The following is a 24,123-nucleotide window of genomic DNA, read 5'->3' on the forward strand; positions in this document are numbered from 1 at the left end:
GGTTAGGGTGCCGCGCCATGGTCGCGCCGAAGAACCGCCCTCCGCAGGATGCCCTGCCTCCCCGTCTGGAAACGCTGCTCGAGTCCCTGATGGATCGGGACTTCGCGGAGCGGCTGCGCAAGGTCTACCAGGCGGCCGCGATCGCCATCGACCGGCTGGGCCACCTGAACGTCGTGAAGTACGAGCCCACCACCGCCGAACCCGACGACGGCGCGGACCTGTCCCTCTGGGAGACGATGGCCCCCGCCATCGGCGACACGCTGGTGGACGTCAACCGGCTGGTCGTCGCCATCCGCGACGCCTTCCCCCCGCCGGCCCGCCCCGCGTCCAACGACGGCGGCTGGGCCCCTCCCCCCTCCAGCTCCGACGAGCGCCGCGCGCAGGAAGCGGAGGCCGTGCTGCACGCCAGCGCTGAACGGCTGGCGAAGCGCGTGCAGGAGCTGGGCGTGCAGATGCGGCGGCCAGAGGTGGTGAGCGACCGCTGGACGTTGATGTCGGAGCTGGCCGCGTCACGCGCCGACTTCCGCAACCGCGTGGGCGACCTCGTCTACCTCACCGCCGCGGCCTTCGCCGACGTGCGCCGCGAGGACGTGGTGCCCGGCTACGCCCATCAGGTGGGCGCGCGCGTGGCCCTGCGGGGCGCGGCGGCGGACCTGCGCCGTTCGCTGCAAGGGAGGCTGGAGCGCGCGGCGAAGGCGACGGATGCCCAGCGGCCCGCGCTGACGCGGCAGGCGGAGGAGAGCCTCGCGGCCTTCGTGTCGCTGTCGCCGTCGCTCGCGCTGCGCACGCCCACCAAGCGCGAAATCGTCGCGGCGCGCGGCCGGCTGCGCGAAGCGGGCGCGAAGCCGGAGCTGGGGCCGGACGTGCTGCCGGGGCTGGTGGAGCCCTTCCTCGCGCTCCTGGAGGAGGCGATGGAGGAGATGACGCGCACCTGGCTCACCGTGCATGACCGCGCGGTGTGGGCGGCGAGCGGCGTCCGGCTGGAGCAGGTGGACATGCACCTGGAGCTGGGCTCACCGGGCGCGGCGCGCGTCCTGGAGGAGGCGGTGACGGCCGCGGGCGCGCTCTCCGGCCGCTCGGTGCCCTTCGACGTCTTCCTGCGCAAGGGACGTCAGGAAGCCGCCGGAGGACTCAACGAGGCCGGCGCCAGGGACCTGCTCGCCCGCTTCCGCGAGCGGCTGGCCAGCCTGCCGTTCAGCTGATCAAGGCTTCGTCGCGGAAGGCAGCGCCGGAGGCGCCGCGGACGCGGGCAGCGCCGGGGCGTCCTTCTTCGGCGGCAGGATGCGCAGCTCCTCGAAGCGCTCCGCCAGCGTCTGCGGCGTGAGCTCCTCCTGCCACTGCTTGGGGTTCGTGTTCCACCCGAAGTCGGCCGGCACCTTGCCGCCGCCCTGGCTGGAGTAGCCAATCATCTCCGGGAACTGCGGGGACCAGCGACCCGCGGGATCCGGCTCCTTGGTGACGTGCTGCCGGTTGGGAAGCAGGAAGGGCTTGGGCTTGGAAGCATCACTCATGCATCGAAGCCTCTCCGAAAGCCGGCCGCATGGGTAGAGGCAAGCGAGCCCCCTGACGCCTTCGCGCATGGTCCTTGGGAGGCAGCACGCTCGGGCCCAGCGCGAACACCGCCGCGAAGTAGCGCGCCTGCGCCTCACTCTCGTAGCGGTAGCGCCGCAGCTCCCCCTCGGGCGGGGTGACGTCTACCCGCCAGCCCTTCCGGTCGCACATGACCTTCACTGTCGTCCCTGCACCCATCCCACGCCTCCCCCGGCCCGTTGCCATCCGAGGGAGTGCGCTATGGAAGTCCCGTGCCAGCCCTCGCCAGCACGGACAGCAGCTTGCAATGTCGACAGGTGGGCAGTCGGTTGGCCCCCGGTAACGTTTGCAGTCGGGCGCTGTCATCCGGCTGCTGTCCCCGAGAGGAGGGGCGGGGCAGCGAACCGGGTCCTCGCGGGAAGGTTTCAGTCTCCTTGTGTCTCGCGGATCCTGCGTTAACTCAATGGCATGACCCACTTCGAGACCCAGAGCGGAGAGCGATTCGCGGACTTCGATCTTCCCGAGGGCTGCATGGTGTGCGGCGGCGCGGTCTCCATCCGTGCCACGCCCGCAGGCGCCCACGGCTACTGCCCCCACTGCCACGTGCTGTCACGACCGCAGATGCGCGTGAAGCCCAACGGCGTCGAGCTCTCCTTCGAGACCACGGCGCTCGCGTAATCCCGAGCGTCCTTCCTCACGGTGACAGCCCGCCCGGAGGGCGTTCGCCCCGGGCGGCAACGGACGGAATCAGCGCGGAGGCACGGAGGGAATCGCGGTAAGCCGCGATTCCCTTCTTTTTTGTCCTCCGAGGTTCCCGATGAAGCGTTTCCTGCTGTCCGCCGCCACGGCCCTGGGCCTGGGTCTGACGTTGGCGGGCTCCCCTGCCCAGGCCCAGTCCCCCGGTCCCTTCTCCCCGTTCACTTCGTTGGAGCTGCGGGTGAACTTCCAGCCCGCGTCCAACCCGCCGCTGGAGAACTACGGCTACCTGCCGGACAACGGGCTCATCTACGGCGCGCGCCAGTTCGGCTTCACCTACGGGTGGAACGTGGACAACACGGCCAACATGGTGGACGCGGGCCATGACGTGGACATCGTCGCGCAGCGCCACGCGCGCCTGCAGCAGGGCGGCGAGCGCGTCTGGGAGATTTCGGTCCCCAACGGCGTCTACGAGGTGAGCATGCTGGCCGGCGAGCCGTTCAACTACGTGGGCGCCTACCGCATCCAGGCGGAGGACACCGTGGTGCTCAGCGGCCTGCCCACCGGCTACGGCTACACCACGGGCCTCGCGCGCGTCGCGGTGTCGGACGGGCGCCTGACGGTGAAGAGCGCGGCGGGCGCGGCGAACAACAAACTCAACGCCGTGTTCATCCGCCAGCTCTAGTCCAGGGCGCGGGGCATGGCCCGGGTGCGGCCTTCAGTGCACCTGGGCCATGAGCAGCGGCGCGGTGAAGAACGACAGCGGGATGCCCACGCCCACCATCAGCACCGCCAGCTCCGGATCCAATTCGTATTCGGCGGCGAGCAGGGCCGCGGTCACCATGGGGGCCATGGCGATCTGCAGCACCGTGGCCTGCCTCACCACCAGCGCCAGGCCCGGCATGAACGCCAGCATGACCAGCACCGCCACCGGTGCGAGCACCAACTTGTAGGACAGCCCCAGCGCGAGCGCCGGCAAACGCTTGCGCAGGCCGTCCAGCCGCAACTGGAAGCCCACGAGGAACAGCGCCAGCGGCGTGAGCAGGTCGCCCAGCCGTTGCAGCACGGAGTCCATCCAGTCCGGGAAGGCGAAGGGCCGCAGGAGCAGCGCCACCACCAGGGCCTGGAACGGGGGGAACACCAGCACCTTGCGCACGAGCGTGCGCACGGACAGCGAAGCCTGGGCGTGGGCCTTCGCGGCCGTCAGCGTGGCGAGCGTCGCCACCACCAGGAACGAGCCCAGTTGATCCACCACCACCGCCACCGCCACGCCGTCGGGCCCCAGCAGCGCCGCGGCCATGGGCAGGCCCACGAAGGCGGTGTTGCCCAGGCCCGCGGTGAGCACGAGCGCCGCCACCGATTCGCGCGACAGTCCCAACCGGGGTCCCAGCAGGCGCATGACGAAGCTGGCGCCCAGGAAGAGCAGCCAGGGGGCCACCGCCGCCACCGCCAGTCCGGGGACGAACTCCAGCCGGTGCATGGCGCGCAGCACCAGCGCGGGCAACGACACGTTGAGGAGGAAGACGTTGAAGACCGACGCCGTGGCTTCGGGGAACCGGCCGCTGCGACGGGCGAGCACCCCCAGCACCAGGCACACCCCCAGGAGTCCGATGACCTGACCCATGCCCTGCTTCGTCCCGCCTTCCCGTGTCGGTGGCGGCGCAACCTGGAGGAGCCCACCGGAGAAGTCCAGCCCGGAGCACACACCCCGGGAATGCGCGTTTCCACGCGAATGGAATGCATGAAGCCCCAACCGCCGCGCAGGAGGTGGAAGGTCGTGGAAAGGCGCCGAGTGGGGGCGCATTCTCCCGCGCGCGGTCCGTCAGCCCTGGCGCCGCGTCCCCGTCCGGGCCCCCTGCATGAATCCCATTGCCACGGTGTTGAGAGCGCTCGGTGGCGGTGGCCTGCCCCGGACCTATTGGGTGCTGTGGGTGGGCACCTTCGTGAACCGGCTGGGCTCCTTCGTCGCGCCCTTCCTGGCGCTGTACCTGACGCGCGAGCGCGGCTTCAGCGTGGAGCAGGCGGGCCTCATCGTGTCGCTGAACGGGGCGGGCGCGGTGCTGGCCGGGCCGCTGGGGGGAATGCTCGCGGACCGGGTGGGCCGGCGCATCACGCTCGCGGGAGGCCTGTGGCTGGGTTCGGGGGCGATGCTGCTCATCGGCTTCTCGGAGACGCCGGGGCGCATCGCGGTCGCGGCCTTCCTGCTGGGCCTGTTGGGGGAGCTGTACCGCCCGGCGGTGTCGGCGGCCATCGCGGACCTGGTGCCGGCGCGCGACCGGGCGCGGGCGTACGGGATGCTCTACTGGGTCATCAACCTGGGCTACGCCATCGCGCTGCCCCTGGCGGGCCTGCTGGCGGGGATGGGCTACCGGCTGCTGTTCATCGCGGACGCGGTGACCACGTTCGTCTACGGCTGTTGCGTCTGGGTGCTGGTGCCGGAGACGCGGCCAGCAGCGGCGAAGGGCGCCATGGCGCGCTCCACGCTGGGCGACCTGCTGACGCCCTTCCGCGACGGCGTGTACCTGGCGTTCTGCCTGCCCATCTTCGCGCTGGCCCTCATCTTCTTCCAGAGCCACATGAGCCTGCCGGTGACGCTGGCCGCGCGGGGCCTGACACCCGCGGACTACGGGCTGGTGATGTCGGTGAACGGCGTGCTCATCGTCGCGCTGCAACCGTTCGTCAACCGCCTCGTCGGCCGGGTGCGGCGCTCCACGGCGCTGGCGCTCGCGGGCCTGCTGACGGGGGTGGGCTTCGGGCTGCACGCGCTGCCCACCGGCGTGCCGTGGGCGATGCTCGCCGTGGCGGTGTGGACGCTGGGGGAGATGGCGCAGTCACCCGTGGCGCCTTCGGTGGTGGCGGACCTGGCGCCGACCGAGCTGCGCGGCAGCTACCAGGGCGCGTACCACATGATGTGGGGGCTGGCCTCCAGCATCGCGCCCGCGCTGGGCGGCGCGGTGCTGGGCCACATCAACGCCTCCGCGCTGTGGGCGGGCTGCTGCGTCCTGGGCCTCGCGGCGGGCGCGTGGCACCTGGCCATCGCGGGTGCGCGGCGCAGGCGCGTGGAGGCGCTGCGGTTGGAGCGCCCGGAGATGAGCGCCAGCCTGGACTGAGCGCCGGGCCGTCGCGGAGCGCGACGGCTCGGGTGGCCCGTGAAGCCGTGCACGGACCACCGCGTACGACCGAGCGGCTGGGCGAGCAGCGCCTCCAGCCGCGTGAGGCCGCGAGACTACTGCCCGAGCAGCGCCTCCGGCCGCGTGAGGCCGCGAGCGCGGGCGACGGGCTGGAGGACATCCTGGGGGGGCGCGTCGGCGGTGAGCAGCAGCGCGCGCACGGCGGTCTCCACCACGTCCTCGGCACCGGGGCGCACCATGCCGCGCCGGGCGTCCTCCACGCGCTTGCCGCGGTACACGTCGAAGCGCTCCTTCACGCGCCTGGCCAGGTCGGCGACGGCCTTGTCGCCCGCGTCCACGCGCAGCTCCAGCTCGTTGCGCAGCTGCACGGGGTCGGCGAGCACGCCGTACCGGTCATAGCCCTTGTGGGCCACGTCCTCGTGCAGCACCGCGTAGTCCTGCGTGTTGGGCGCGGGCACCTGCTGGGGCGTGAGCAGATCGCGCATCACCGCCGTCACGGTGGCCGTCACGGTGAGCCGGTGCAGTTGCACGTCGTAGACGAAGTCCGAATACATGGGCTCCTCCACCGTGATGGGCTCGCGGAAGACGGAGTCGCGGTTGCGCTGCACCTCCGTGCGCTGCGTCTCCGCCTTGTCCAGGGCCACCTGCACCGCCACCTCCAGCACGCGCGCCGCCTTGGCCTTCTGCACCATCAGGCCCTCGTCCTGGGTGCACTGCCCCGAGCAGCGCTCCGGGTTGCACTCCCCGGGGATGCTGCCCGGCTTCGCAGCCGCGCGGGCCTCCTCGCCGCACTCCACCAGCGCCTCGCGGCACTCGCGCTTCTCCCGCTCGCGGCACCGTTCGGCGGCATCGCGCAGCGTGCCCAGCTCCATCTGGGCGCGCAGGTACTCGCGCAGCACCGCGGCCTGCTTGCGCTCCACCGTCTCCAGCGTGCGCTCCGTCTCCAGCAGCTTCGATTCGAACTGGCCGCGCTTCGGGTTGGGCACGGAGCGGTTGCCGGCGAGGTAGCGCTTCGTGCGCTGCGACTCCTCCACCGCCTTCAGGGGCAGCACGCGCTCCAGCGCCAGCTCCAGCTTCACGCCCACCCGCCCGGGGGGCGCCTCCGTCACGACCTTCAGGGGCAGCTGCGTGGGCAGGAACGTGGCCAGCCGTCCCGCGCCCAGCCGCTGGGCGACATCCGGCGCCTGGGCCTTGTCGTCCACGGGCGAGGCCACCACCAGGAAGGCCACCTCGTCGCGCAGCTTCAGCCGCACCGCCTCCGCCCGCTCCCGGGCCGCCGTGGCGCCCACGCGCTCCTGATCCGCGCGCACGTAGGCCAGGAGCGCGTTGCCCAGCTTGCCCGCCTTCTCCAGGGTGTCCGCGCTGGCGAAGAAGCGCTTCGCCCACGCCACCTGCACCGCGTCCACGCCCTTGCGCGCGGACGTGTGGTCCGGGGCCACGGCGAGCACCGCGTCCAGCTCCGCGCGGGCGTCCTGGAGCTTCTCCTCCTTCAACAGCCCCAGGGCCACCTGCACGCGCGCCTCCAGCGTCTGGGCGAGCAGGGCGCGGGCCCCGTCATGGTCCGGATCCAGCTCCAGCACGCGCATCAGCAGCTTCGTGGCGGACGGCAGGTCCCCGGAGGCATGGGCGGCGCCGGCCTCCTGGTACACCTCCGCGCCCCACTCCTTGCGCACCGCGCGCAGCTTCACGGTGACCTCGGAGGCCTCCGGGTCCGCCGCCAGGGCGCGCAGGTAGGCGGCTTCCGCCTCCGCCCAGCGGCGCTCCTTGGAGGAGGCATCGCCCTCGCGCACCGCGCGGGAGAAGGCGGAACAACCACTGAGCAGCACGAGCGTGGCCAGGGCCAGGGCGCTCAGCCAGCGGGAGGGGACGTGGGGGGGTCGCAAGGGGGGGCTCACGCGCCGCATCTTCGCGGGAAAGTCCTCCGAGGGTGAAGATTCCGACAGTCCGTGCCCGGTTGCCTGTCCGGCGTGAAGGCAGACATCCCGCCAGGACGGGCCCGGGAGGGACGCCGTGCATAGGCTGTTCTGCCTTTTGTTGAGCGTTGAGAACCTACACGGTCTTCTGCTGGCTGCGATGAGCCAGGGTGCAGGCGTTCAGTGCCTGTGCTTCCGGCCCTCGGGAATGACGCGACGCACCAGTCGGTAGAGGGAATCAGCACCCACGAGGGGGGCTAGAGAGAAACAATGCCTTGTCCACAGCCGCGACCCACCGAGTTCCATCTCCCGCTGCGGGCCGACTCGTTCTCCATCGAGGAGTACCGCAACGTCCACTGCCGCATGTACAGCGGATGCATTGACGTGGCGGTCCGGGAGGACTGGGAGAGCTTCACCTGCGCGAAGTGCCCGCTGTTCCAGGCGGACAAAGCGCCGGGGGCCAGCTCGTATGCCTTTACCCAGCCCGCCGACTTCGGGCGGCCGTAGTCCTGCTTCCTGTTTGTGATTGAGGCGACCGGGCGTCCGACCGGGCCCGTGCTTCCCCGCCAGGGGAGGGAGCGGACCGGGAGGGCGCCCGTCGTCGGACGAAGCCTCGGCTCCTGAAACGCTGCTTCCTTGAACGGCAGGGCTCACCTTCCGGAGCGAGGGGGGCGGGGATGCAGGAGCAACGCGTCACGACGTGGTTGGAGTTGCAGGACCTGTTGTTCGGGGGTTCGTGGAACGAGCCGCTCGGCCGCTTTCGAACAAGCTTTGTCTTCCGCGGCATTCCGGATGCCCGGCTGGATTTGTCCGCGACGTTGAATCGCCAGGGCGCGTTCGTGCGGCATGAGCGGGACCTGCTCCGGGCCTTCCGCAAGTACGCGCGGGGCGTGCCGGGCACGGCGCAGCTCACGTCGGTGTGGGACTGGCTGGCGCTGGCGCAGCACCACGGGATGCCGACGCGGCTGCTGGACTGGACGTTCAGTCCGTACGTGGCGCTGCACTTCATGACGGAGCGTCAGGACTTCCTGAGCGAGGACGGCGCCATCTGGTGCGTGGACTACCACCAGACGAACCAGCAATTGCCCCGGCCGTTGAAGGAGCAGCTGCGGCTGGAAGGCGCGGATGTGTTCACGGCGGAGATGCTGGCGACGGTGGCGGTGGACCTGCCGACGTTCGACGGGCTGGCGGAGCATCCGTTCGTGTTGTTCTTCGAGCCGCCGTCGCTGGATGCGCGCATCGTGAACCAGTTCGCGCTGTTCTCGGTGATGAACGGGCCGGACCTGAGCCTGAACGACTTCCTGGGGCACCAGCACCAGGGGGTGCGGCGGCTCATCGTGCCGGCGTCGCTCAAGTGGGAGGTCCGGGACAAGCTCGACCAGGCGAACATCACCGAGCGAGTGCTCTTCCCCGGCCTGGACGGCCTGAGCCGCTGGCTGCGCCGCTACTACGCCCCCCGGCCCCGGTGAGCGTCAGGAGGCGGGAGCGGGCACGGGTGCTTCGTTCACGGGCGCGGGAGGCGGAGGCGGCGACCCAGCAGGACGCTCCACGGGCGCTGAAGGAGGAACCTGGAGCGAGGATGGCACCTCGGAAGCACGTTCGTCGGGAGGGCCCGGAGACTCCGCGACCACGTCCCCCTGGGGTGTAACGGCGTAGAAGAACCAGCCATCCAGGATGCGCCTGCGAGGCCCCGTGCAGCGTTCAAAGTCGGGATCCACGAGCACGTAGTACAGCCCCGACGTCGGCCCCGTGAAGAGCGAGACGTTCACCCCCTCCTCGGGATGAGCACAGCCGAAGAACACACGCGCGGGCGTGGTCTTCACGAACTCCCGGACGGCGCCCACCGCAGCCTGCACCGCGCCCGCGGGCATGGGATTGACCACGGGCCGGGCCGTCTGTTCGTCCGGCCACTCGACAACGCCGGTCCACGCCTTCGCGGGGGGCCTGCATCCGGACATCACCAGCATGAGCCCCAGCCATCCATGAACCCTTCGCATTCACCGTCCCCTACTCACGCAACAATCGAAGCGCTCCGCCATCACACCGGGGCGCGACACTGAGCCCCCCAGAAGGAGCCGGTGCACAGCGTCCCAGGAGGATCCACCCACGCCGAGCCTCACTCCACTGTTCGATCTCACCGGTGGGAAAGTAGCGCAGGAAGATGCGGGTTCCATCCTGCCGCTCAGCGACCACGGCGGAAGCCATCTCGATGAACGTGCTCCGAAACCGCGCAGGCGCAGGATTGCCTGGGATCAATCGGACCTCCGCCAGGGCCACGGTCGGGTTGACCGCATCGGTGGGCCACAAGTCCAGGTCCTGGGATGACGGGGCCGCCCCGCAGGGATGGTTGTGGATGAAGCCCACAACCCAGACCTGGGTGGAAGGGTAGTCCGCATCCTGCACCTCGAAGAAAGGTGCGCACCGGTTGTGCCCCGCCTTCACGGGTTCTGTCACCCGCCAGGACAGCGACTCCCGTGTCCCCGCGACATAGACCGTCGAGCAGTACTCGGTGGAGAGCCCCGGAATCGGCCGTTGGGTGGCGGGATTGCACGTCTTCGCCCCTGGGCGCCGGAGTAGCGCATCCGCGACATCGCGCAGCAGCGAGATAGGAATGGACTTCTCCCCCGTCGGCATCTCGACCACGGGGACCTCGGACCAGGGGCCACTGGCGCGCTCCGGCTCAGGCGCGAAGCCGGCGGCCGGAGCGGTCGCACACCCCACGAGCAGCGACACCAAGAGGCACGGGAACGCGAATCGCACGGCGCATCCTCCCATGCCTCGGGGGAATGCATCCACCTCTTCACGCCCCCCCCAACGCTCACGCGGGCACGGGCTCTCCGCCCAGCGGCCCCGGCCCACCGCGCTCCCGGTCCCGCCGCTCCCTGGCTTCCCGCGCCCACCGCTCCTCATCCTGGCGCGCGTTCTTGTGCGCCAGCGCTCCGCCCATCACGACCGCGGACAGCACCACCAGCATCAACAAGATGCCCACCACCGTCGCACCGATGATCAGCATGTGACCCGACCTCACCTGAAGGGGCCGCGCCACCAGGGCACCAGCCACGTCCACTCCCAACACTGCGTCGTGTCCACCGCTCACGCAGGAGCCATGCCCGGCGGGACCTCGCCCCCTTGTCTGGATTCACCGTACCCCTGCGACCCCGGTGTCCCCCGGTGGAAATGGACAGACACCGGACCCACCTTCCACCCAGACAGCCCTGACGCCCGACCAGGAGGTGCGCGAATGCAAGACACCAGCATCGGACGACGGAAAGACATCCCTCCCTCCTGCTGGAAACGCCAGCCCTCGCTGACCCCGCACACCCCCTGGCCCCAGGCGGCTCCCGAGGAGGTCCGCCAGTGCCTGCCCCTGGATGCCCCCCTGCCCGCGTCCGACGGTGAAAGTCCCGCGTACGTCGACTTCGACGACGCCATCGCGTCCTGGTAGGGAGCCAGGGCATGAGCGTGCCCCGCCCCAACCCGCTGCTCTCGGACCGTGACGTGGACTTCCAGCTCTACGAGGTGCTGGACACCACGGCCCTCTGCGCGCTGCCCGCCTTCCAGGAGCACTCGCGCGACACCTTCAGCCTGCTCCTGGACAGCACCCGCCGCTTCGCCCGCGAAGTGCTCGCCCCCACCTACCGGGCCATGGACATCGCCCCGCCCGTCTTCGAACAGGGACGGGTGCGCGTGCATCCCGCCATGCGCTCGCTCTACGCGAACATGGTCGACCTGGGCCTGCTCACCGCCACCCGCCCGCCCGCTGTCGGAGGCCAGCAGCTCCCCCTCACCGTGCACGCCGTGTCGAGCGCCTACCTCATGGCCGCCAACCTGAGCGCCTATGGCTACCTGGGCCTCACGCTCGGCGCCGCGCACCTCTTGGAGGTCTTCGGCACGCCCTTCCTGCGCGAACAGTTCATGGCCCCCCTGTACCGGGGTGAATGGACCGGCACCATGGCCCTCACCGAACCGCAGGCCGGCAGCAGCCTCGCGGACGTGAAGACGCGCGCCACGCCCGCGCCGGATGGCAGCTACCGACTCCAGGGCTCGAAGATCTTCATCAGCGGCGGCGACCAGGACTTCACCGACAACATCGTGCACCTGACCCTCGCGCGCATCGACGGCGCGGAAGGCGGCACGCGCGGCGTCTCCCTCTTCGCCGTGCCCGCGCGCAGGCCCGAGGCCGGCGGCTTCGTCCCCAACGACGTCCAGGTCGCTGGCGTCATCCACAAGATTGGCTGGCGCGGCATTCCCAGCCTCGTCCTCAACCTGGGCGAATCCAATGACTGCCATGGCTGGCTCGTGGGTCAGCCCGGCCGGGGCCTCGCCTGCATGTTCCAGATGATGAACGAGGCGCGCATCATGGTGGGCCTCAACGGCGTCGCCACCGCGTCCGTCGCCTACCAGGAGTCGCTCGCCTACGCGCGCGAGCGTCCCCAGGGCCGGCCCAGCGGCATCCGCGACACCGCGCGCGCCCAGGCCCCCATCATCGAACACGCGGACGTGCGGCGCATGCTGCTGCGCCAAAAGGCCATCGTGGAGGGCGGCCTCGCGCTGCTGCTCGTCACCTCCACCCAGGCGGACCTCGCGAACCACGCACCGGACGAAGCGGCCCGCCAGCGCGCGCACCTGCTCCTGGACCTGCTCACGCCCATCGCCAAGACGTTCCCGGCGGAGAAGGGCTTTGAATCCAACGCGCTCGCGCTGCAGATCCACGGCGGCTACGGCTACTCCAGCGAATACCTCCCCGAAGCGTGGCTGCGCGACCAGAAGCTCAACAGCATCCACGAGGGCACCACCGGCATCCAGGGCCTGGACCTGCTGGGCCGCAAGGCGGTGGCGGGCGGCGGCGCCGCGCTCCAGGCGCTCGATGAAGAGGTGCGCGCCACCACCGCGCGCGCCAGGGCCGCCGGCGTGGAGCCCGCCTGGAGCGACGCGCTGGAGGACTCGCTCCAGCAGGCCAGTGCCCTCACGCTGGAGCTCGGCGCGCGGGGCATGGCGGGCGAAGTGGACGCGATGCTGCGCCACAGCGCGGACTTCCTGGAGCTGTTCAGCGTGGTGGCCGTGGCATGGCGCTGGCTCGCGCAGGCCGCCGCCGCGAAGGAAGCCCTCGCACGTGGCGCCGCGAATGACGCCCCCTTCTACGAGGGCAAGCTCGCCGCCGCGCAGTACTGGTTCGCCGTGGAGGTGCCGCGCGTGCCGCTGCTGGCCCACCTGTGCCGGACGGGCGAGGACTCGTACGCCCGCATGCACTCCGACTGGTTCTGAGCGCGCATCTTCCGAGCACCTTCCGAGCACCTTCCGAGCCCAGGGGAGCCCGGCATCCGTCACAATGACGGGCATGTCGGTCTCCTTCCACCTGTGCCAGCCCGGTGGGGGCGCCTCGTGTGGCGCCTGCTGCGGCCTCTACAACTTCCGCGACCACTCGCGCGCGGCGCTCACCCAGCGGCTGGCCACGCAGACGGCGCGGCTCTCCCACGCGCCCCGGACGCCGGAGGCCTATGGCGAGGCCGCGCGAGAGCTGACCGCGAACCGCGACGCCCACGCGCTCTTTCCCATCGTGCGGGTGTGTCCGCTGCTGGGCTTCCTGGACGCGGAAGCAAAGCAGGTGGGCTGCCTGGGCCACCCGAAGGTGACGGGCGGCACGGACCTGCGCGACTGCGGCGTCTACCGCGCGTCCATCTGCGAGACGTTCACCTGTCCGTCCTTCGGCTGGCTCACCGACGCGCAGGCGCGGCTGGTCCAGGCGGCGTGTGCGGACTGGTACCTCTACGGCCTCGTCATCACCGACGTGGAGTTCGTGCGCGGCTGCCTGAAGCTGCTCGAATGGGAGTTGGGCGGCCCCGCCCGTCCCGAAGTGTTGCGCGAGCGCCCCGAATCCCTCCTCGCGGTGCGCCGGCTCTTCGCGCTGAAGGAGTCAGCGCCCGGCCGTGACGCGCAGGCCACCGTGTTCGGCCGCTTCACCCACGACACCGAGGGCGAGCCCGTCCCGCGCACGCTCGACTACGCGGCCCTGGGCACGCGCGCCGCGCCCGAGGACGACGTGGTGCTGTGCCTGGGCTACACGCCCACCGAGTCCTCCGCGCTCCTCGCCGCGAGGGCCCTGGTGCGCGAGCACGTGCGCGCCGTGGCCGCCACGTTCCCCACGTAGCCCCGGGCAGGCAGCCAACCTCCGCCCCCACCCCGAACGCTTGCACCGCCAGGGAGGCGTCCGCAGGTTCGCCTGCGGGAGGGTTGGCGGATGGGTCAACGCTGGATGTGGATGGGGATGATGGGGCTGTGCACGCTGGCTTCCGGATGTCGGGAGTCCGACAGCCCGGACACGGTGGACGTCCCGGCGACGACGATGCAGGCCCGGGACACCGCGAACGGGGGGCTGTGGGTGCCCGCCACGCCGGCCCTGGCGCAGGGCACGACAGGGGACGCCCGGCCGACGCCGCTTCCCGGGGCGAACGCGGAGGTGCCCCCGAACACGGCGCCTCCTCCGGGAAACCTGCCCGTGCGAGACACCCAGATGAACGAGCCCGCCCGCACGACGGCGCGCGCTCCGACGGAGGCCCGGACTTCCGGAAGCACGGCCCAGGCCCCTGGGACCGGAGGCAGCGGCACCGCCCAGGCTCCGGCGAACACACCCACGAACAACGCCACGGCCCAGCAAGCTCCAGCAAATGCGCCCGCGAACAACGCCACGGCCCAGCAGGCTCCGGCGAACGCTCCCGCCTACGGTGGCAGCGGCCCCGCGCAGGCCCCGGTCCGTGGCGGCATGGCCCAGCAGGCTCCGGGGACGCCCGCGCGGGACCCGGCCGTGGCGCCCCCACAGGGCGCGGCGGTGCCCAACGCGAACGCGACCCCGGGCTCGCAGGCCGCCCAGGCCAACGCGAACGGACAGCCCGCGACGCAGGCGCCTCCGGAAGGCCGGGTGATGATTGGCGCCCAGGCGGTCCAGGCCAACGACGACGAATCCTGGTACGAGGGCGCGGCCAAGGCGGCGCAGGCGGCGGTGACGGACAACACCGCGGACCGTCCGCTGGAGCAGGTCACCATCGCCACCAGCACCGTGAACGGCCGGGTGACGCGCGCCAACCGCGACACCCTGCACGTGCGCGACGGCGAGGGCACCGTCTACGAACTCCAGCTCGACCCGCGAAGCCGGGGCCTGCGCCAGGGCCAGCGCGTGCCCCTCACGGAGCTGCGCGAAGGCACCCCGGTGCGCGCCAGCTTCGCCCTCATCGGCGGCCGCACCGTCGCCCGCGACGTGCAGGTACGTCGCTAACAGCCACGAAGAGACGGCCCCGAAACGACGACACCCGGGAAGCCTTGTCGGCTCCCCGGGTGCCTGTCTTCAAACAGCGGATGCGACGACTAGTAGACGGCCTTGAGCGTCACGCCCGAGTACGCCGAGTAGCCGCGGAGCTTCACGTAGTACTTGCCCGCGGTCGTCTTGGTGATCGTGCAGGTCTCCACATTGCCGCTGTTGTACGGACGGCAGTCGTACGTGGTGGTCGTCGGCGAGGAGCCGAAGCGCACGTACAGGTCCGAGTCACCCGTGCCACCCGTGGTGGTGATGGTGACCGTCCGGTTCGCCGGCACGTCCAGGGTCGTCCACTCCGTGGTGAACGAGGAGGCCGCGCCGGAGATGCCCGTCACCGGCACGTTGCTCTGCAGCACGTTGCCCGTCGGTCCGCCACCGCCCGTGTAGCTGCCCTTCAGCGTCAGGCCCGAGTACGCCGAGTAGGCGTTGAGCATCACGTGGTAGGTGCCCGCCTGGATGTTGGTGATGGTGCACGTCTCAGCGTTGCCGCTGGCGTACGGACGGCAGTCGTACGTGGCGGAGTCCGGCGCGGAGCCGAACTTGACGTACATGTCCACGTCACCCGTGCCACCGGAGGTGGTGAACGTCAGCGCCGTGGCACCCGCCGGAACGGCCAGCGTGTAGTACCGGTTGTTGCCAGCGCTGTCGGAGATGCCCGTCACCGCGACGTTGTTGGTCAGCGGAACGGTGACCGGAGGCACCACCACGCCGCCCACGCCCACCGCTTCCCAGGCGGCCTTCACCGCGTCCTGGGTGGCCTGGTCGTAGCCCAGCTCCGAGGCGGCCTGGATGGTCCAGGTCTTCGCCTGCAGGAACGTGGTGCCCGCCGTGTAGATGTCCGTGTTGGCCTTGTACCAGATGCGCGCGGCCTTCTCGACGCCGATGGCCGGCACGTTGATGGTGGAACGGCCGCGCGGGTGCACGCCGCCCTTGGACAGCAGCGCGAACGCCAGGTTGGGCACGCCGGAGCTGTAGTGCACGTCCGTGCCGGACGTCACGTTGGCCGCCCAGTCCTTGGACGCGCCGTCCTTCGCCGGGTCATCCATGTAACGGAGCGCGTCGTTCGCCGTGCCGGGCGTCCAGACGTCCTCGCCGACCATCCAGATGTCCGCCGTGGTGCTCCAGCCGTTCACGCGGCTCTCGCAGACAGCGCCGAACGTGTCGGACATCGCCTCGTTGAGGCCGCCGGACTGGCCGGAGTACGTGAGGTTGGACTCCTTCGACGTGACGGCGTGGGTCAGCTCGTGGACCGTGACGTCCGCGTCCTTGCCCAGCTCGATGGAGTTCACGCCATCGCCGTCGCCGTACACCATCTGGGTGCCGTCCCAGTACGCGTTCACGTAGTTGTTGCCGTAGTGAACCGTGCTGATCAGCGCCGTGCCCGCGTTGTCCAGCGAGTCGCGGTTGAAGAGGATCTTGTAGCAGTCGTAGGTGTAGCCCAGCATGTCGTAGTTGGTGTCGACGTGCGAGTCACCGATGGCCGCCTGGCCCTCGCTGCGCTTGAGCGTGCCCGGCGTGCTGGTGCCGTTGTTCGCGCTGTACACGCGGCGGTTGATGGCCGTGTGGACCTGCGGCGCGACCAGGACGATGGAGCCGTCCGCGCCGCCCACGTAGACGCGGTCACGGATGGGGGCCGCTTCACCACGGCCGGTCACCGTCACTTCGTAGGCCAGGCGCAGCGCGCCTTCCTCGGTGCGCACGTACACCAGCCGGGGGGAGCCTTCCACCGCCAGCTCCGTGCCGACCGTCGCGCTCAGCGCCGCCTGCTGGGCGGAGGCCGCCGCGATGCGCGGCAGGGCGGAGACGGAGACGCCGTCGCGCGCCGAGCCGTTGGCCGCGTACACCGTGCCGTCCGGGCGCACGTGCACGGCCAGCTCGCCGCCGACCACTTCCAGGCCGTTCTTCATCTGCGTGAAGCGCAGGTGCTGGTTGCCCTGCTCGTCCGTGTTGGTCCGGCGCAGGACCAGGTCCTCGGCGTTCAGCCGGAACGCGGGCGCAACCCCCGCGACCGCCTGCTGTCCCGCGGCCAGCGTGTTCAGCGTTCCCGCCGCACGGCCCAGCTCGCCACGGATGCTGTCCGGGATGCCGTCGGCGTGCACGCCGACCACCTGGGCACCACCGAGCGCGTTCAGCGTGCTCTGGATGTCCTCGCCCGACTTCTCCTGCTCCGGCGCCTTCGCCTCGTCACCAGTGGAGCCCTGCGTACCGCACGCCGTCAGAGCCACGCCGAGCCAAGCCGCGCCAATCGTCTTCAACAGTCGATGAGCCAACGCGATACCTCCATGAAGAAACAGCGGGGTGATACGTGACACACTTGTTTTCATCAGGGCAACTACTTTTTGGGGAAAGTACGTTTAGTTACTTTCTCCCACCCTCCCGTTCAAACATGATAGCCGCGAATTCCCCGACAGGCTCATTTACTCAAAAAATGAGAACCTTCATGGCGGTCGAGAGAAGTCGCCCGGGATGCCCCGCAGGATGTCTCAGGTGTTTCATGAGACGGGGCGCAGCATGCACCCGGGGGCTGACATGAAGCAAAACGTCGGCTCCGGGCGGATTGAAACAGTGTCTCGGAAATGTCCGCTTCCGGTGGCGCTGGTGGCCCTGATGACGCTCACGGTGGCGTGCGCGTCGCGGGCGCCCACGACGATGCCAGAGGTGCCGGCCCCGCCCCGGTTGTCGGTGGCACAGGTGACGCGGCTGCTGCCGGCGAAGGTGAAGGGCCCGGAGCGCGAGGGGTGGGCGCGCGACGTGCTGGCCGCGCTGGACGCGGAAGCGGTGCACCCGTCGCCGCCGGTGGTGTGTCAGGTGCTGGCCGTCATCGAACAGGAGTCCGGCTTCCAGGCGGACCCCGCGGTGCCGGGGCTGTCGAAGCTGGTGCGCCAGAAGCTGGACGCCACGGCGGGGAGGCTGGGCCCGCTGGGGCGGCGCGTCCTGGACGAGGTGCTCGCGTCGAAGGCGAAGGGGGCGAAGCGCAGCTTCGGGGCCCGGCTGGACGCCGCGCGCACGGAGCGGGACCTGGACCGGCTCTTCCGCGACATGCTGGCGTACTACGAGGAGCAATACCCCGCGGCGTACGCGGCGGCGGACCTGGCCAGCTCGCTGTTCGGCCCGTCCTCGTTCGCGGGGCAGAACCCCATCACCACCGCGGGCTCCATGCAGGTCAGCGTGCAGTACGCGGTGAACAAGACCGGGCCAGACGCGGACCCGGACGCCGTGCGCGAATCGCTGTACACGCGCGCGGGGGGCGTTCGGTACGGCACCGCCCGGCTGATGGGTTTCGAGGCCGCGTACGCCGAACCCCTCTACCGCTTCGCCGACTACAACAGCGGTGTCTACAGCTCACGCAACGCTGCGTTGCAGGCCCAGGTCGGCAGGCTCACCGGAATCACACTCGCGACGGATGGGGACCTGCGACTGTATGACAAGAAGGGAGAACCCCGGGATGATGACAGCCAGAGCCTCAAGGCCCTGCTCGTCTTCCGTGAGCGCCACGCACCGGACCTGAGCGAGCGCCGGGTCCGCAAGGACGTGGAACAGGAGAAGACGGCGGAGTTCGAAACCACCGACACGTATCTGGCGGTGAAACGCGTGTACGCGAAACAGACGGGCCAGTCCCCCGTCTACGCCCAGCTTCCGCAGGTGACGCTCAAGAGCGTGAAGCTGAGCGGAGAGAAGACCACCGCGTGGTTCGCGAAGTCCGTGGACGTGCGCTACCAGCAGTGCCTCACCCGCCACCGCCAGTTGGAGCGGTAGCGGGCGGACCCGCCAGGGTCTCCGCGGGCTACGGCGTGGTGAACGCGGCGCTGAACGTGGCCGCGCTGGAGCTGGGCAACCGCTCCATGCTGACGGAGGGCGCACGCCAGGGCTCGAAGCCCGGTGAACCATCCGCCGTCACACGCAGGAAGTACGTGGAGGCGGGCTCCAGCGCGTTGGGCGGCAGGCGCAGGTACGTCCTGTTGCCGGGCACGTAGAAGCGCTTGGTGGACGGCGCATCAAAGGTGTCGGTGAGCTTGGTGAGCGTCACGCTGTAGGCCTGGGGCGTTCCCAGGACCGGCTGCTGCCAGCTCACCACCGGCTGGGTGGTGCCCACCGACCGGGACACATAGGCATCCAGGCCGTCGATGCGCAGCGCCTGCGGCGGTGAGATCTTCGGCACGATGGGACCCGCGATGAAGTGCTCCAACCGGTCGACGACGGTGATGGAGCCATTGAGGTAGTGCCCCCGGGACCCCACGATGACCGGGGCCGCCGAGCGGAACGAATAGGTCGCGTACCCCAGCACGCCCCAGGAGGCGGGATAGGGATTGCCGAAGGCCATCCGGCGCGTGATGACGCCGTTCTCACCGCGCGGCAGGGCCAGGTTGAGCAACTCTCCCTGGTAGCCCACCCAGCCATCCTCGAGGCCGTGCGGCACGGGCAGCACCTGGAACCAGGCCCAGCTGAGCTCCGAGTTCGGGTTCGCGTCCGCGCGCCAGCGGGTGAACTCGGGCAGGCGCCACTCCATGGAGAACTCGCTCCGGGGCGTGGGCTGCAGGCTGGCCGTCAACGACAGGGGCGTGGTGCCATCCGGCGTGAACGCGAAGGACGGCAGGTGCTGGCTGCTCGTCACCGTGGCGTAGGCCATGGGCCCGCCGCTCGGCAGCGTTCCGGACGGCACGGCATTGAGCTGGTTGACGTACACCCGGTCGCCCTTCGTCGGGTCCAGGACGGGCAACGGGTAGCCGGTGAAGCCCGCCAGGGAGGCGTCCGGGTCTTGATGGGACGTGGTGCCGGTCGAGGGCCACGCCGCGAAGTCGAGCGACGCGGCCAGGTCCACGTCGCCGCTGATCACCTGGAGGACGGTTCCCGACGCGCTGACGGACTCGTAGTCCTGCCAGGGGTCCATCTGGGACACGTCCGCCGTCACGGGCGTGTAGGTGACCGGCGAATAGACGGCGTCCGGACGCCCCACACGGTTGACGCCCAGGTCGAAGCGCCGCTCCCGGGTCAGGTAGTAGAGGTGGTTGGAGCGGACGAAGAACTCCCCATCCGGGATGTTGTCGAAGCGCATGCCGCCCGGCACGGGCGTGCCCGAGCGCCGGTCGAAGCCCACCCCGCTCGGGTCGGGCACGAGGAGCTCCAGGTCGCGGGTGGACAGGTCCTGGGGAACCACCGTCACGCCCGTGCTCGCATGGAAGCGGGAGTCGGCCGTCACCAGCACGGAGGTGTCGGGTACGCCCGCGTCCGCCTCCACTGGTCCCCCGTCGGGTTCGCCACAGCCCGGCAGCAGGTCCCCGTCGGCGACCGTCGCGGTGCCTTCGCGGGGGTCGCTCCACACGATGTCCGGACCCTTCACCTCATCCGGAGGAGGCCCTGCTTCCACACAGCCCAGCCAGGCCGCGCAGGAGGGAACGAGCAACAACGACAGACGGCGCAATGACATGACGGTCCCGGGAGGCATGCGATGGATTGACGGCCGGGTCTCAGCCCAGACCCGGCTCCCCCTATACGCAGTGGGGGCATTTCCCTGGCTCAGTGAATTTCCGGGGAATTTCCAACACAGTTCCCGCCCACGCCACCCCATGGAGGAACCGCCCCCACCGGACCGCGTGGGGGCGGGAACAACCCGGGGGTCAAGACGGCGTGGTGAAGACCGCGCTGAACGTCCCCGCCGTGCGGATGGGCAGCACATCCGCGGAGACGTACGGCGCCAGCCAGGGGACGAAGAAGGGCGAACCGTTGGCGAGCAGCTCCACCTCGCCGCTGACCACCTGGAGCTGGCTGCCCGGCTCGCTGGGAGACGTGTTCGCCTGCCAGGGCTGGAGGCCGGTGAGGTCCAGCCGCGCGGGGGTTTCCGTGATGGCGGAGGCGACGGCGTCCTGCCGGCCGTGGCGGTTGATGCTCAGGTCGAAGCGACGTGCGTGGCTGCGGTAGTAGGCCGTGCCCGAGCGCACGTAGAACTCCGCGCCCTGCCCCACGTCACTGAAGCACAAGCCCTTGCTCACGACGCGCCCCGAGCGTCGGTCGTAGTCATTCCCCCGGAAGATGAGCAGCTCCAGGTCGCGGCCGGACAGGTCCTGCGGGACGGCGGTCACCCTGGCTCCCGTGTGGAAGCGGGTGTCGGCCGTCACCAGCACGGACGTGGACGCAGGGCACCCGGGATCCTCCACGGGCGGGCGGAGCTGCTCGAAGGACTCCGGCTCCGCGCAGCCCAGGCCCAGGGCGCAGGTGGGGACCCGCAACAACGACAGACGACGCAACGATATGACGCCTCCAGGCAACGGATGAGGGTGGAAAAGTCAGGTCCGGGCCCGGACCCAACACCTCTCATACGCAGCCAGCGCGTCTGCCTACCGGGTCGTCTGGGAGATGGTTTCCCCACGCAAGGACTTGCGAACCAGACGACCCGAAGGCCTCTCCGCTATTTGACGGGCGCGACCGGCGGAGTGAAGCGCTTGTCGGAGATCTTCATCTCGGTGACGGGGCCGTACTTGCGGGCCACGTCGCGCAGGGCCGCCGCCTTGCCGATGAGGACGAACGTCAGGTCCTGGGAAGCGGGCAGCACGCGCTGGAGCACGGTGCGCACGCCATCGCGGGTGGTGGAGGCGATGGCGCCCGCGAAGCCGTCCACGTCCTGGGCGTCCAGGCCGAAGAAGGTGAGCTCCGACAGCTTCGAGGCCAACTGCGCGCCCGTCTCCAGCTTCGGAGGGAACTGGCCCAGCACATAGGCCTGGGCGGAGGCGAGCATGGCGTCGTCCATGCCTTCCTTGCGGTAGCGCTCCAGCACGTCCAACGCGAGGTCGATGGCGCGGCCGGTGCTCTCCGTCTGGGTATAGGAGAAGAGGACGACGGGGCCCGCCTGTCGGCCGGGGGCGAGGGAGGAGCGGGCGCCGTAGGTGAGGCCGGTCTTCACGCGCAGCTCGGAGTTGAGCAGCGAGGTGAAGCGGCCCCCGAGCACGGTGTTGCCCAGCTCCACCGCGACGCGGTCCGGGTCGGTGCGGGAGATGCCGGTGTTGCCAATCCAGAAGTACGTCTGGGTGGCGTCAGGCTTGTCCACCAGCAGCACGCGCCGGCCCTTCGAAGGAGCGGTGGCGGGCACGGCGGCGAGCGGCTGGGAGGCGGGAGCCCACCCGCCCAGGGCGGCCTCCAGCTTCGCGGCGAGCGCCTTCGCGTCGAAGTCGCCGACGACGGAGAGGATGAGCCGGTCTCCGCCCAGGTTCGCCTTCGCCCAGCCGAGCACGTCGTCACGACCGAGCGTGGGCAAGGAGGCCTCGCTGCCGGTGACGGGCTGGCCATAGGGGTGCGAGGCGAAGAGGAACGCGTCGAAATACGTGCCGCCGAGCACGCGCGGGTCGCCGTCCTTGGCGGCGGCGAGCTCCGACACGCGGCGGGCGCGGGTCTTCTCCAGCTCCTGCGCGTCGAAGCGCGGGCGCACGAGCATGTCCGACAGCAGCTCCACCATCAGCGAGGTGTCGCGAGACAGGAAGCTGCCGGTGATGATCATCGCCTCGCGGCCGGAGGTGATCTCCAGTTGGCCGCCCACGCCGTCCACGGCGTCGGCGAACTGCTGGGCGTTACGGGAGCCGGCGCCCTTCTGGAGAAGCTGGGCGGTGAGCGCGGCCAGGCCCTCCTTGCTGGCGGGGTCGGTGACAGCGCCGCCCCGGAGCCACGCGGAGAATGACACGAGCGGCAGGTCACGCTTCTCCACGAGCAGCAGCCGCGTCCCGTTCTTCAGCGTCACGGTGGTCGCCGCGGGCAGCGTCACGCCCTTGCCCAGGGGCGCGGTCTTCGGAGCCGAGGCAGCGGGCGCGGCGGGTGCGGCTGTCTTCGGAGTCGAGGCAGCGGGCGCGGATGCGGCGGCCTTCGGAGTCACGGCAGCCGCCGCAGGCGTGGCGGTCTTCAACGACGCGGCGGCGGGCGCGGGAGTCTGCGCGAAGGCAGGACCGGAGACGAACAGCAGCGCGGCGAGCGCGGAGCGAAGACGGACGGGAGCACTCATCGGGACGCCTCCCCGTGGACTGGAACGGAACAACGAAACAGCGCGGCGAGCGGGGCCAGGACGGACGGGAGCGTTCATCGCGAGGCCTCCTTGCGGGCAGGAGTGGCGGCGGCGGTGGAGGGAACAACCCAGCCCACCGTCCGGTGGTCGGAATTGAAGAGACGTGCGGCCAGCGTGCGCACGCCGTCGCGGGTGACCTTCTCGTAGCGCGTGGGCGCATCGAGCAGTGCGCGCCAGTCCCCCCGGAACGTAGCGGCGGCGCCCAGTTCGCGAGCGCGGCCGTCGTTGGTCTCCAGCTTCCGCCAGAAGGTGGCCAGGGCGATGTTGCGCGCCTTGCGCAGCTCCGCGTCGGTGACGCCGTCCTTCGCCACGCGGGCCAGCTCTTCCGTGAGGAGCGCCTCGGCGCGCGGCAGGTCGCCGCCCGGCGGCAGGTCCACCATGAACCACGCCAACGACGGATCAAATCCTCCGGAGAAGGACCCGCGGACGCGGATGGCCACGCGCTCCTCCTCCACCAGCTTGCGGTGCAGGCGCGACGAATCCCCATCCGTGAGGATGAGCCCCAGCAGCTCCAGCGTCTCCGCCTGCGGGTCGTTCGCGGCGAGGCTGTGATAGGCGATCTGGAGCAACGGGGACTGGGCCAGCTTCTTCACCGTGACGCGCCGCTCGCCCTGCTGTTCGGGCTCCTTCGTGCGGACGGGCTCGGGGGCGGGCTGCGAGGGGATGACGCCCAGCGTGGACTCCACCAGTTCGAAGATGCGCGAGGGCTCCACGTCCCCGGTGATGACGAGCGTCGCGTTGTTGGGCGCGTAGTACGTCTTGAAGTAGCGCTGGAGGTCCTCCATGCGCCAGGACTCGATGTCGGACGGCCAGCCGATGACGGGAATCTGGTACGGGTGCGCGACGAAGGCGGTGGCCTGCACCTGCTCCATCAGCGCGCCGGAGTTGTCATTGTCCACGCCCGAGCGGCGCTCGGAGTAGACGACGCCGCGCTCGGACTCGATGACCTTGGGATCGAAGGCGAGCGACTGGAGCCGGTCGGCCTCCAGGTCGAAGATGAGGGGCAGCGCGGAGGAAGGGAACCAGTCCAGGTAGACGGTGACGTCCTCGGACGTGAAGGCGTTGTTGGCGCCGCCGTTGGCCTCCATCACGCGGTCGAACTCACCCGGGCCGTACTTCTTCGCGCCGTTGAACATCATGTGTTCGAAGAAGTGGGACAGGCCGGTGATGCCGGGGCGTTCGTTGCGACTGCCCACGCGGAACCAGTTGTTGAGGACCACGGAGGGGATGTCGTGGTCGGGCCACACGATGACGGTGAGCCCGTTCTTCAGCGTGCGCGACTGGACGCTGGCGCCCAGCTTCGCGACGGACGCGGGCGTCTTCGAGGACGGGGACGGCTTGGGAGCCTGGGCCAGGACCGGGGATGTGCCCAGCAGGGCCAGGCAGGCGAACCACGACAACGGCTGTCGGAACATCCTCACTCCTGGGGAGAGGCAAAAGCGGCGCCCGGGAACGGGCGGGGTCGCACCCTATTCCAGAAACGCCGCGCCTTCCTGCGTCCAC

23 protein-coding genes are annotated in these 24,123 nt (G+C 70.4%); 11 read left to right on the forward strand and 12 right to left on the reverse strand.

What is annotated here, in order from left to right; translation table 11 throughout:
- Positions 1-17: 17 nt before the first annotated feature.
- Positions 18-1,202, forward strand: a complete 1,185-nt coding sequence (locus OV208_RS33925; protein WP_267578079.1) for a hypothetical protein — start codon at positions 18-20, stop codon at positions 1,200-1,202.
- On the opposite strand, the gene OV208_RS33930 is transcribed toward OV208_RS33925, so the two are convergent.
- Entirely contained in the window at positions 1,203-1,511 is a 309-nt protein-coding gene (locus OV208_RS33930; RefSeq protein WP_267578080.1) for a hypothetical protein, read from the reverse strand.
- Positions 1,504-1,749, reverse strand: a complete 246-nt coding sequence (locus OV208_RS33935; protein ID WP_267578081.1) for a hypothetical protein — start codon at positions 1,747-1,749, stop codon at positions 1,504-1,506. Before OV208_RS33935 ends, OV208_RS33930 begins: the two co-directional genes overlap by 8 nt.
- 249 nt (positions 1,750-1,998) lie before the next feature.
- On the opposite strand from OV208_RS33935, the gene OV208_RS33940 reads away from it, so the two are divergent.
- Together OV208_RS33940 and OV208_RS33945 are read left to right on the forward strand one after the other, a co-directional pair.
- Positions 1,999-2,208, forward strand: a complete 210-nt coding sequence (locus OV208_RS33940; RefSeq protein ID WP_120544825.1) for a hypothetical protein — start codon at positions 1,999-2,001, stop codon at positions 2,206-2,208.
- 139 nt (positions 2,209-2,347) lie between these two features.
- Positions 2,348-2,911: a hypothetical protein gene (locus OV208_RS33945; RefSeq protein WP_267578082.1), complete on the forward strand. Its 564-nt coding sequence runs from the start codon at positions 2,348-2,350 to the stop codon at positions 2,909-2,911.
- Between the two features lie 33 nt (positions 2,912-2,944).
- Here the strand turns inward: OV208_RS33945 and OV208_RS33950 are convergent, their stop codons facing one another.
- Positions 2,945-3,850, reverse strand: coding sequence for an AEC family transporter (locus OV208_RS33950; RefSeq protein ID WP_267578083.1), 906 nt, complete (start codon positions 3,848-3,850; stop codon positions 2,945-2,947).
- A 235-nt stretch (positions 3,851-4,085) separates the two neighbouring features.
- Between OV208_RS33950 and OV208_RS33955 the strand changes: the two genes are divergently transcribed.
- Positions 4,086-5,336 (forward strand): MDR family MFS transporter, encoded by a 1,251-nt coding sequence (locus tag OV208_RS33955; protein ID WP_267578084.1) that lies wholly within the window; start codon positions 4,086-4,088, stop codon positions 5,334-5,336.
- Positions 5,337-5,452: 116 nt separating this feature from the next.
- Here OV208_RS33955 and traC read toward each other — a convergent pair whose 3' ends face one another.
- Positions 5,453-7,240, reverse strand: a complete 1,788-nt coding sequence (traC, locus tag OV208_RS33960) for an outer membrane exchange accessory lipoprotein TraC (protein ID WP_420715075.1) — start codon at positions 7,238-7,240, stop codon at positions 5,453-5,455.
- A 300-nt stretch (positions 7,241-7,540) separates the two neighbouring features.
- Between traC and OV208_RS33965 the strand changes: the two genes are divergently transcribed.
- Both OV208_RS33965 and OV208_RS33970 read left to right on the forward strand, forming a co-directional pair.
- On the forward strand, positions 7,541-7,777 hold the full coding sequence (locus OV208_RS33965; RefSeq protein ID WP_267578086.1) for a hypothetical protein: 237 nt from the start codon (positions 7,541-7,543) through the stop codon (positions 7,775-7,777).
- Positions 7,778-7,947: 170 nt separating this feature from the next.
- Positions 7,948-8,739 (forward strand): FRG domain-containing protein, encoded by a 792-nt coding sequence (locus OV208_RS33970; RefSeq protein ID WP_267578087.1) that lies wholly within the window; start codon positions 7,948-7,950, stop codon positions 8,737-8,739.
- A gap of 3 nt (positions 8,740-8,742) precedes the next feature.
- On the opposite strand, the gene OV208_RS33975 is transcribed toward OV208_RS33970, so the two are convergent.
- Genes OV208_RS33975 through OV208_RS33985 form a run of 3 tightly spaced genes read right to left on the reverse strand, consistent with a single transcriptional unit; the run spans position 8,743 to position 10,283 of the window.
- Positions 8,743-9,267 (reverse strand): hypothetical protein, encoded by a 525-nt coding sequence (locus OV208_RS33975; protein WP_267578088.1) that lies wholly within the window; start codon positions 9,265-9,267, stop codon positions 8,743-8,745.
- A gap of 10 nt (positions 9,268-9,277) precedes the next feature.
- Positions 9,278-10,030: a hypothetical protein gene (locus tag OV208_RS33980; protein ID WP_267578089.1), complete on the reverse strand. Its 753-nt coding sequence runs from the start codon at positions 10,028-10,030 to the stop codon at positions 9,278-9,280.
- A gap of 58 nt (positions 10,031-10,088) precedes the next feature.
- On the reverse strand, positions 10,089-10,283 hold the full coding sequence (locus OV208_RS33985) for a hypothetical protein (protein WP_267578090.1): 195 nt from the start codon (positions 10,281-10,283) through the stop codon (positions 10,089-10,091).
- A gap of 228 nt (positions 10,284-10,511) precedes the next feature.
- On the opposite strand from OV208_RS33985, the gene OV208_RS33990 reads away from it, so the two are divergent.
- From OV208_RS33990 to OV208_RS34005, 4 genes are all read left to right on the forward strand, one after another.
- On the forward strand, positions 10,512-10,715 hold the full coding sequence (locus OV208_RS33990; RefSeq protein ID WP_267578091.1) for a hypothetical protein: 204 nt from the start codon (positions 10,512-10,514) through the stop codon (positions 10,713-10,715).
- Between the two features lie 11 nt (positions 10,716-10,726).
- On the forward strand, positions 10,727-12,535 hold the full coding sequence (locus OV208_RS33995) for an acyl-CoA dehydrogenase (RefSeq protein WP_267578092.1): 1,809 nt from the start codon (positions 10,727-10,729) through the stop codon (positions 12,533-12,535).
- A 73-nt stretch (positions 12,536-12,608) separates the two neighbouring features.
- On the forward strand, positions 12,609-13,418 hold the full coding sequence (locus OV208_RS34000; protein ID WP_267578093.1) for a hypothetical protein: 810 nt from the start codon (positions 12,609-12,611) through the stop codon (positions 13,416-13,418).
- Positions 13,419-13,508: 90 nt separating this feature from the next.
- Entirely contained in the window at positions 13,509-14,540 is a 1,032-nt protein-coding gene (locus tag OV208_RS34005) for a hypothetical protein (RefSeq protein ID WP_267578094.1), read from the forward strand.
- A gap of 89 nt (positions 14,541-14,629) precedes the next feature.
- On the opposite strand, the gene OV208_RS34010 is transcribed toward OV208_RS34005, so the two are convergent.
- Entirely contained in the window at positions 14,630-16,849 is a 2,220-nt protein-coding gene (locus tag OV208_RS34010) for a M4 family metallopeptidase (RefSeq protein ID WP_267578095.1), read from the reverse strand.
- 337 nt (positions 16,850-17,186) lie between these two features.
- On the opposite strand from OV208_RS34010, the gene OV208_RS34015 reads away from it, so the two are divergent.
- Entirely contained in the window at positions 17,187-18,335 is a 1,149-nt protein-coding gene (locus OV208_RS34015; protein ID WP_267578522.1) for a DUF1615 family protein, read from the forward strand.
- A gap of 28 nt (positions 18,336-18,363) precedes the next feature.
- Here the strand turns inward: OV208_RS34015 and OV208_RS34020 are convergent, their stop codons facing one another.
- From OV208_RS34020 to OV208_RS34035, 4 genes are all read right to left on the reverse strand, one after another.
- Complete coding sequence (locus tag OV208_RS34020) at positions 18,364-20,004, reverse strand: hypothetical protein (protein WP_267578096.1); 1,641 nt, start codon at positions 20,002-20,004, stop codon at positions 18,364-18,366.
- A gap of 190 nt (positions 20,005-20,194) precedes the next feature.
- On the reverse strand, positions 20,195-20,821 hold the full coding sequence (locus tag OV208_RS34025) for a hypothetical protein (protein WP_267578097.1): 627 nt from the start codon (positions 20,819-20,821) through the stop codon (positions 20,195-20,197).
- Between the two features lie 161 nt (positions 20,822-20,982).
- The gene (locus tag OV208_RS34030; RefSeq protein WP_267578098.1) at positions 20,983-22,560 is read right to left on the reverse strand and encodes a M16 family metallopeptidase; all 1,578 of its coding nucleotides are present in this window, start codon (positions 22,558-22,560) and stop codon (positions 20,983-20,985) included.
- A 74-nt stretch (positions 22,561-22,634) separates the two neighbouring features.
- Positions 22,635-24,035, reverse strand: a complete 1,401-nt coding sequence (locus OV208_RS34035; protein ID WP_267578099.1) for a M16 family metallopeptidase — start codon at positions 24,033-24,035, stop codon at positions 22,635-22,637.
- Positions 24,036-24,123: the final 88 nt, after the last annotated feature.

The organism is Corallococcus sp. bb12-1 (assembly GCF_026626765.1).
In the GTDB taxonomy this organism is placed as follows: Bacteria; Myxococcota; Myxococcia; order Myxococcales; family Myxococcaceae; genus Corallococcus; species Corallococcus terminator.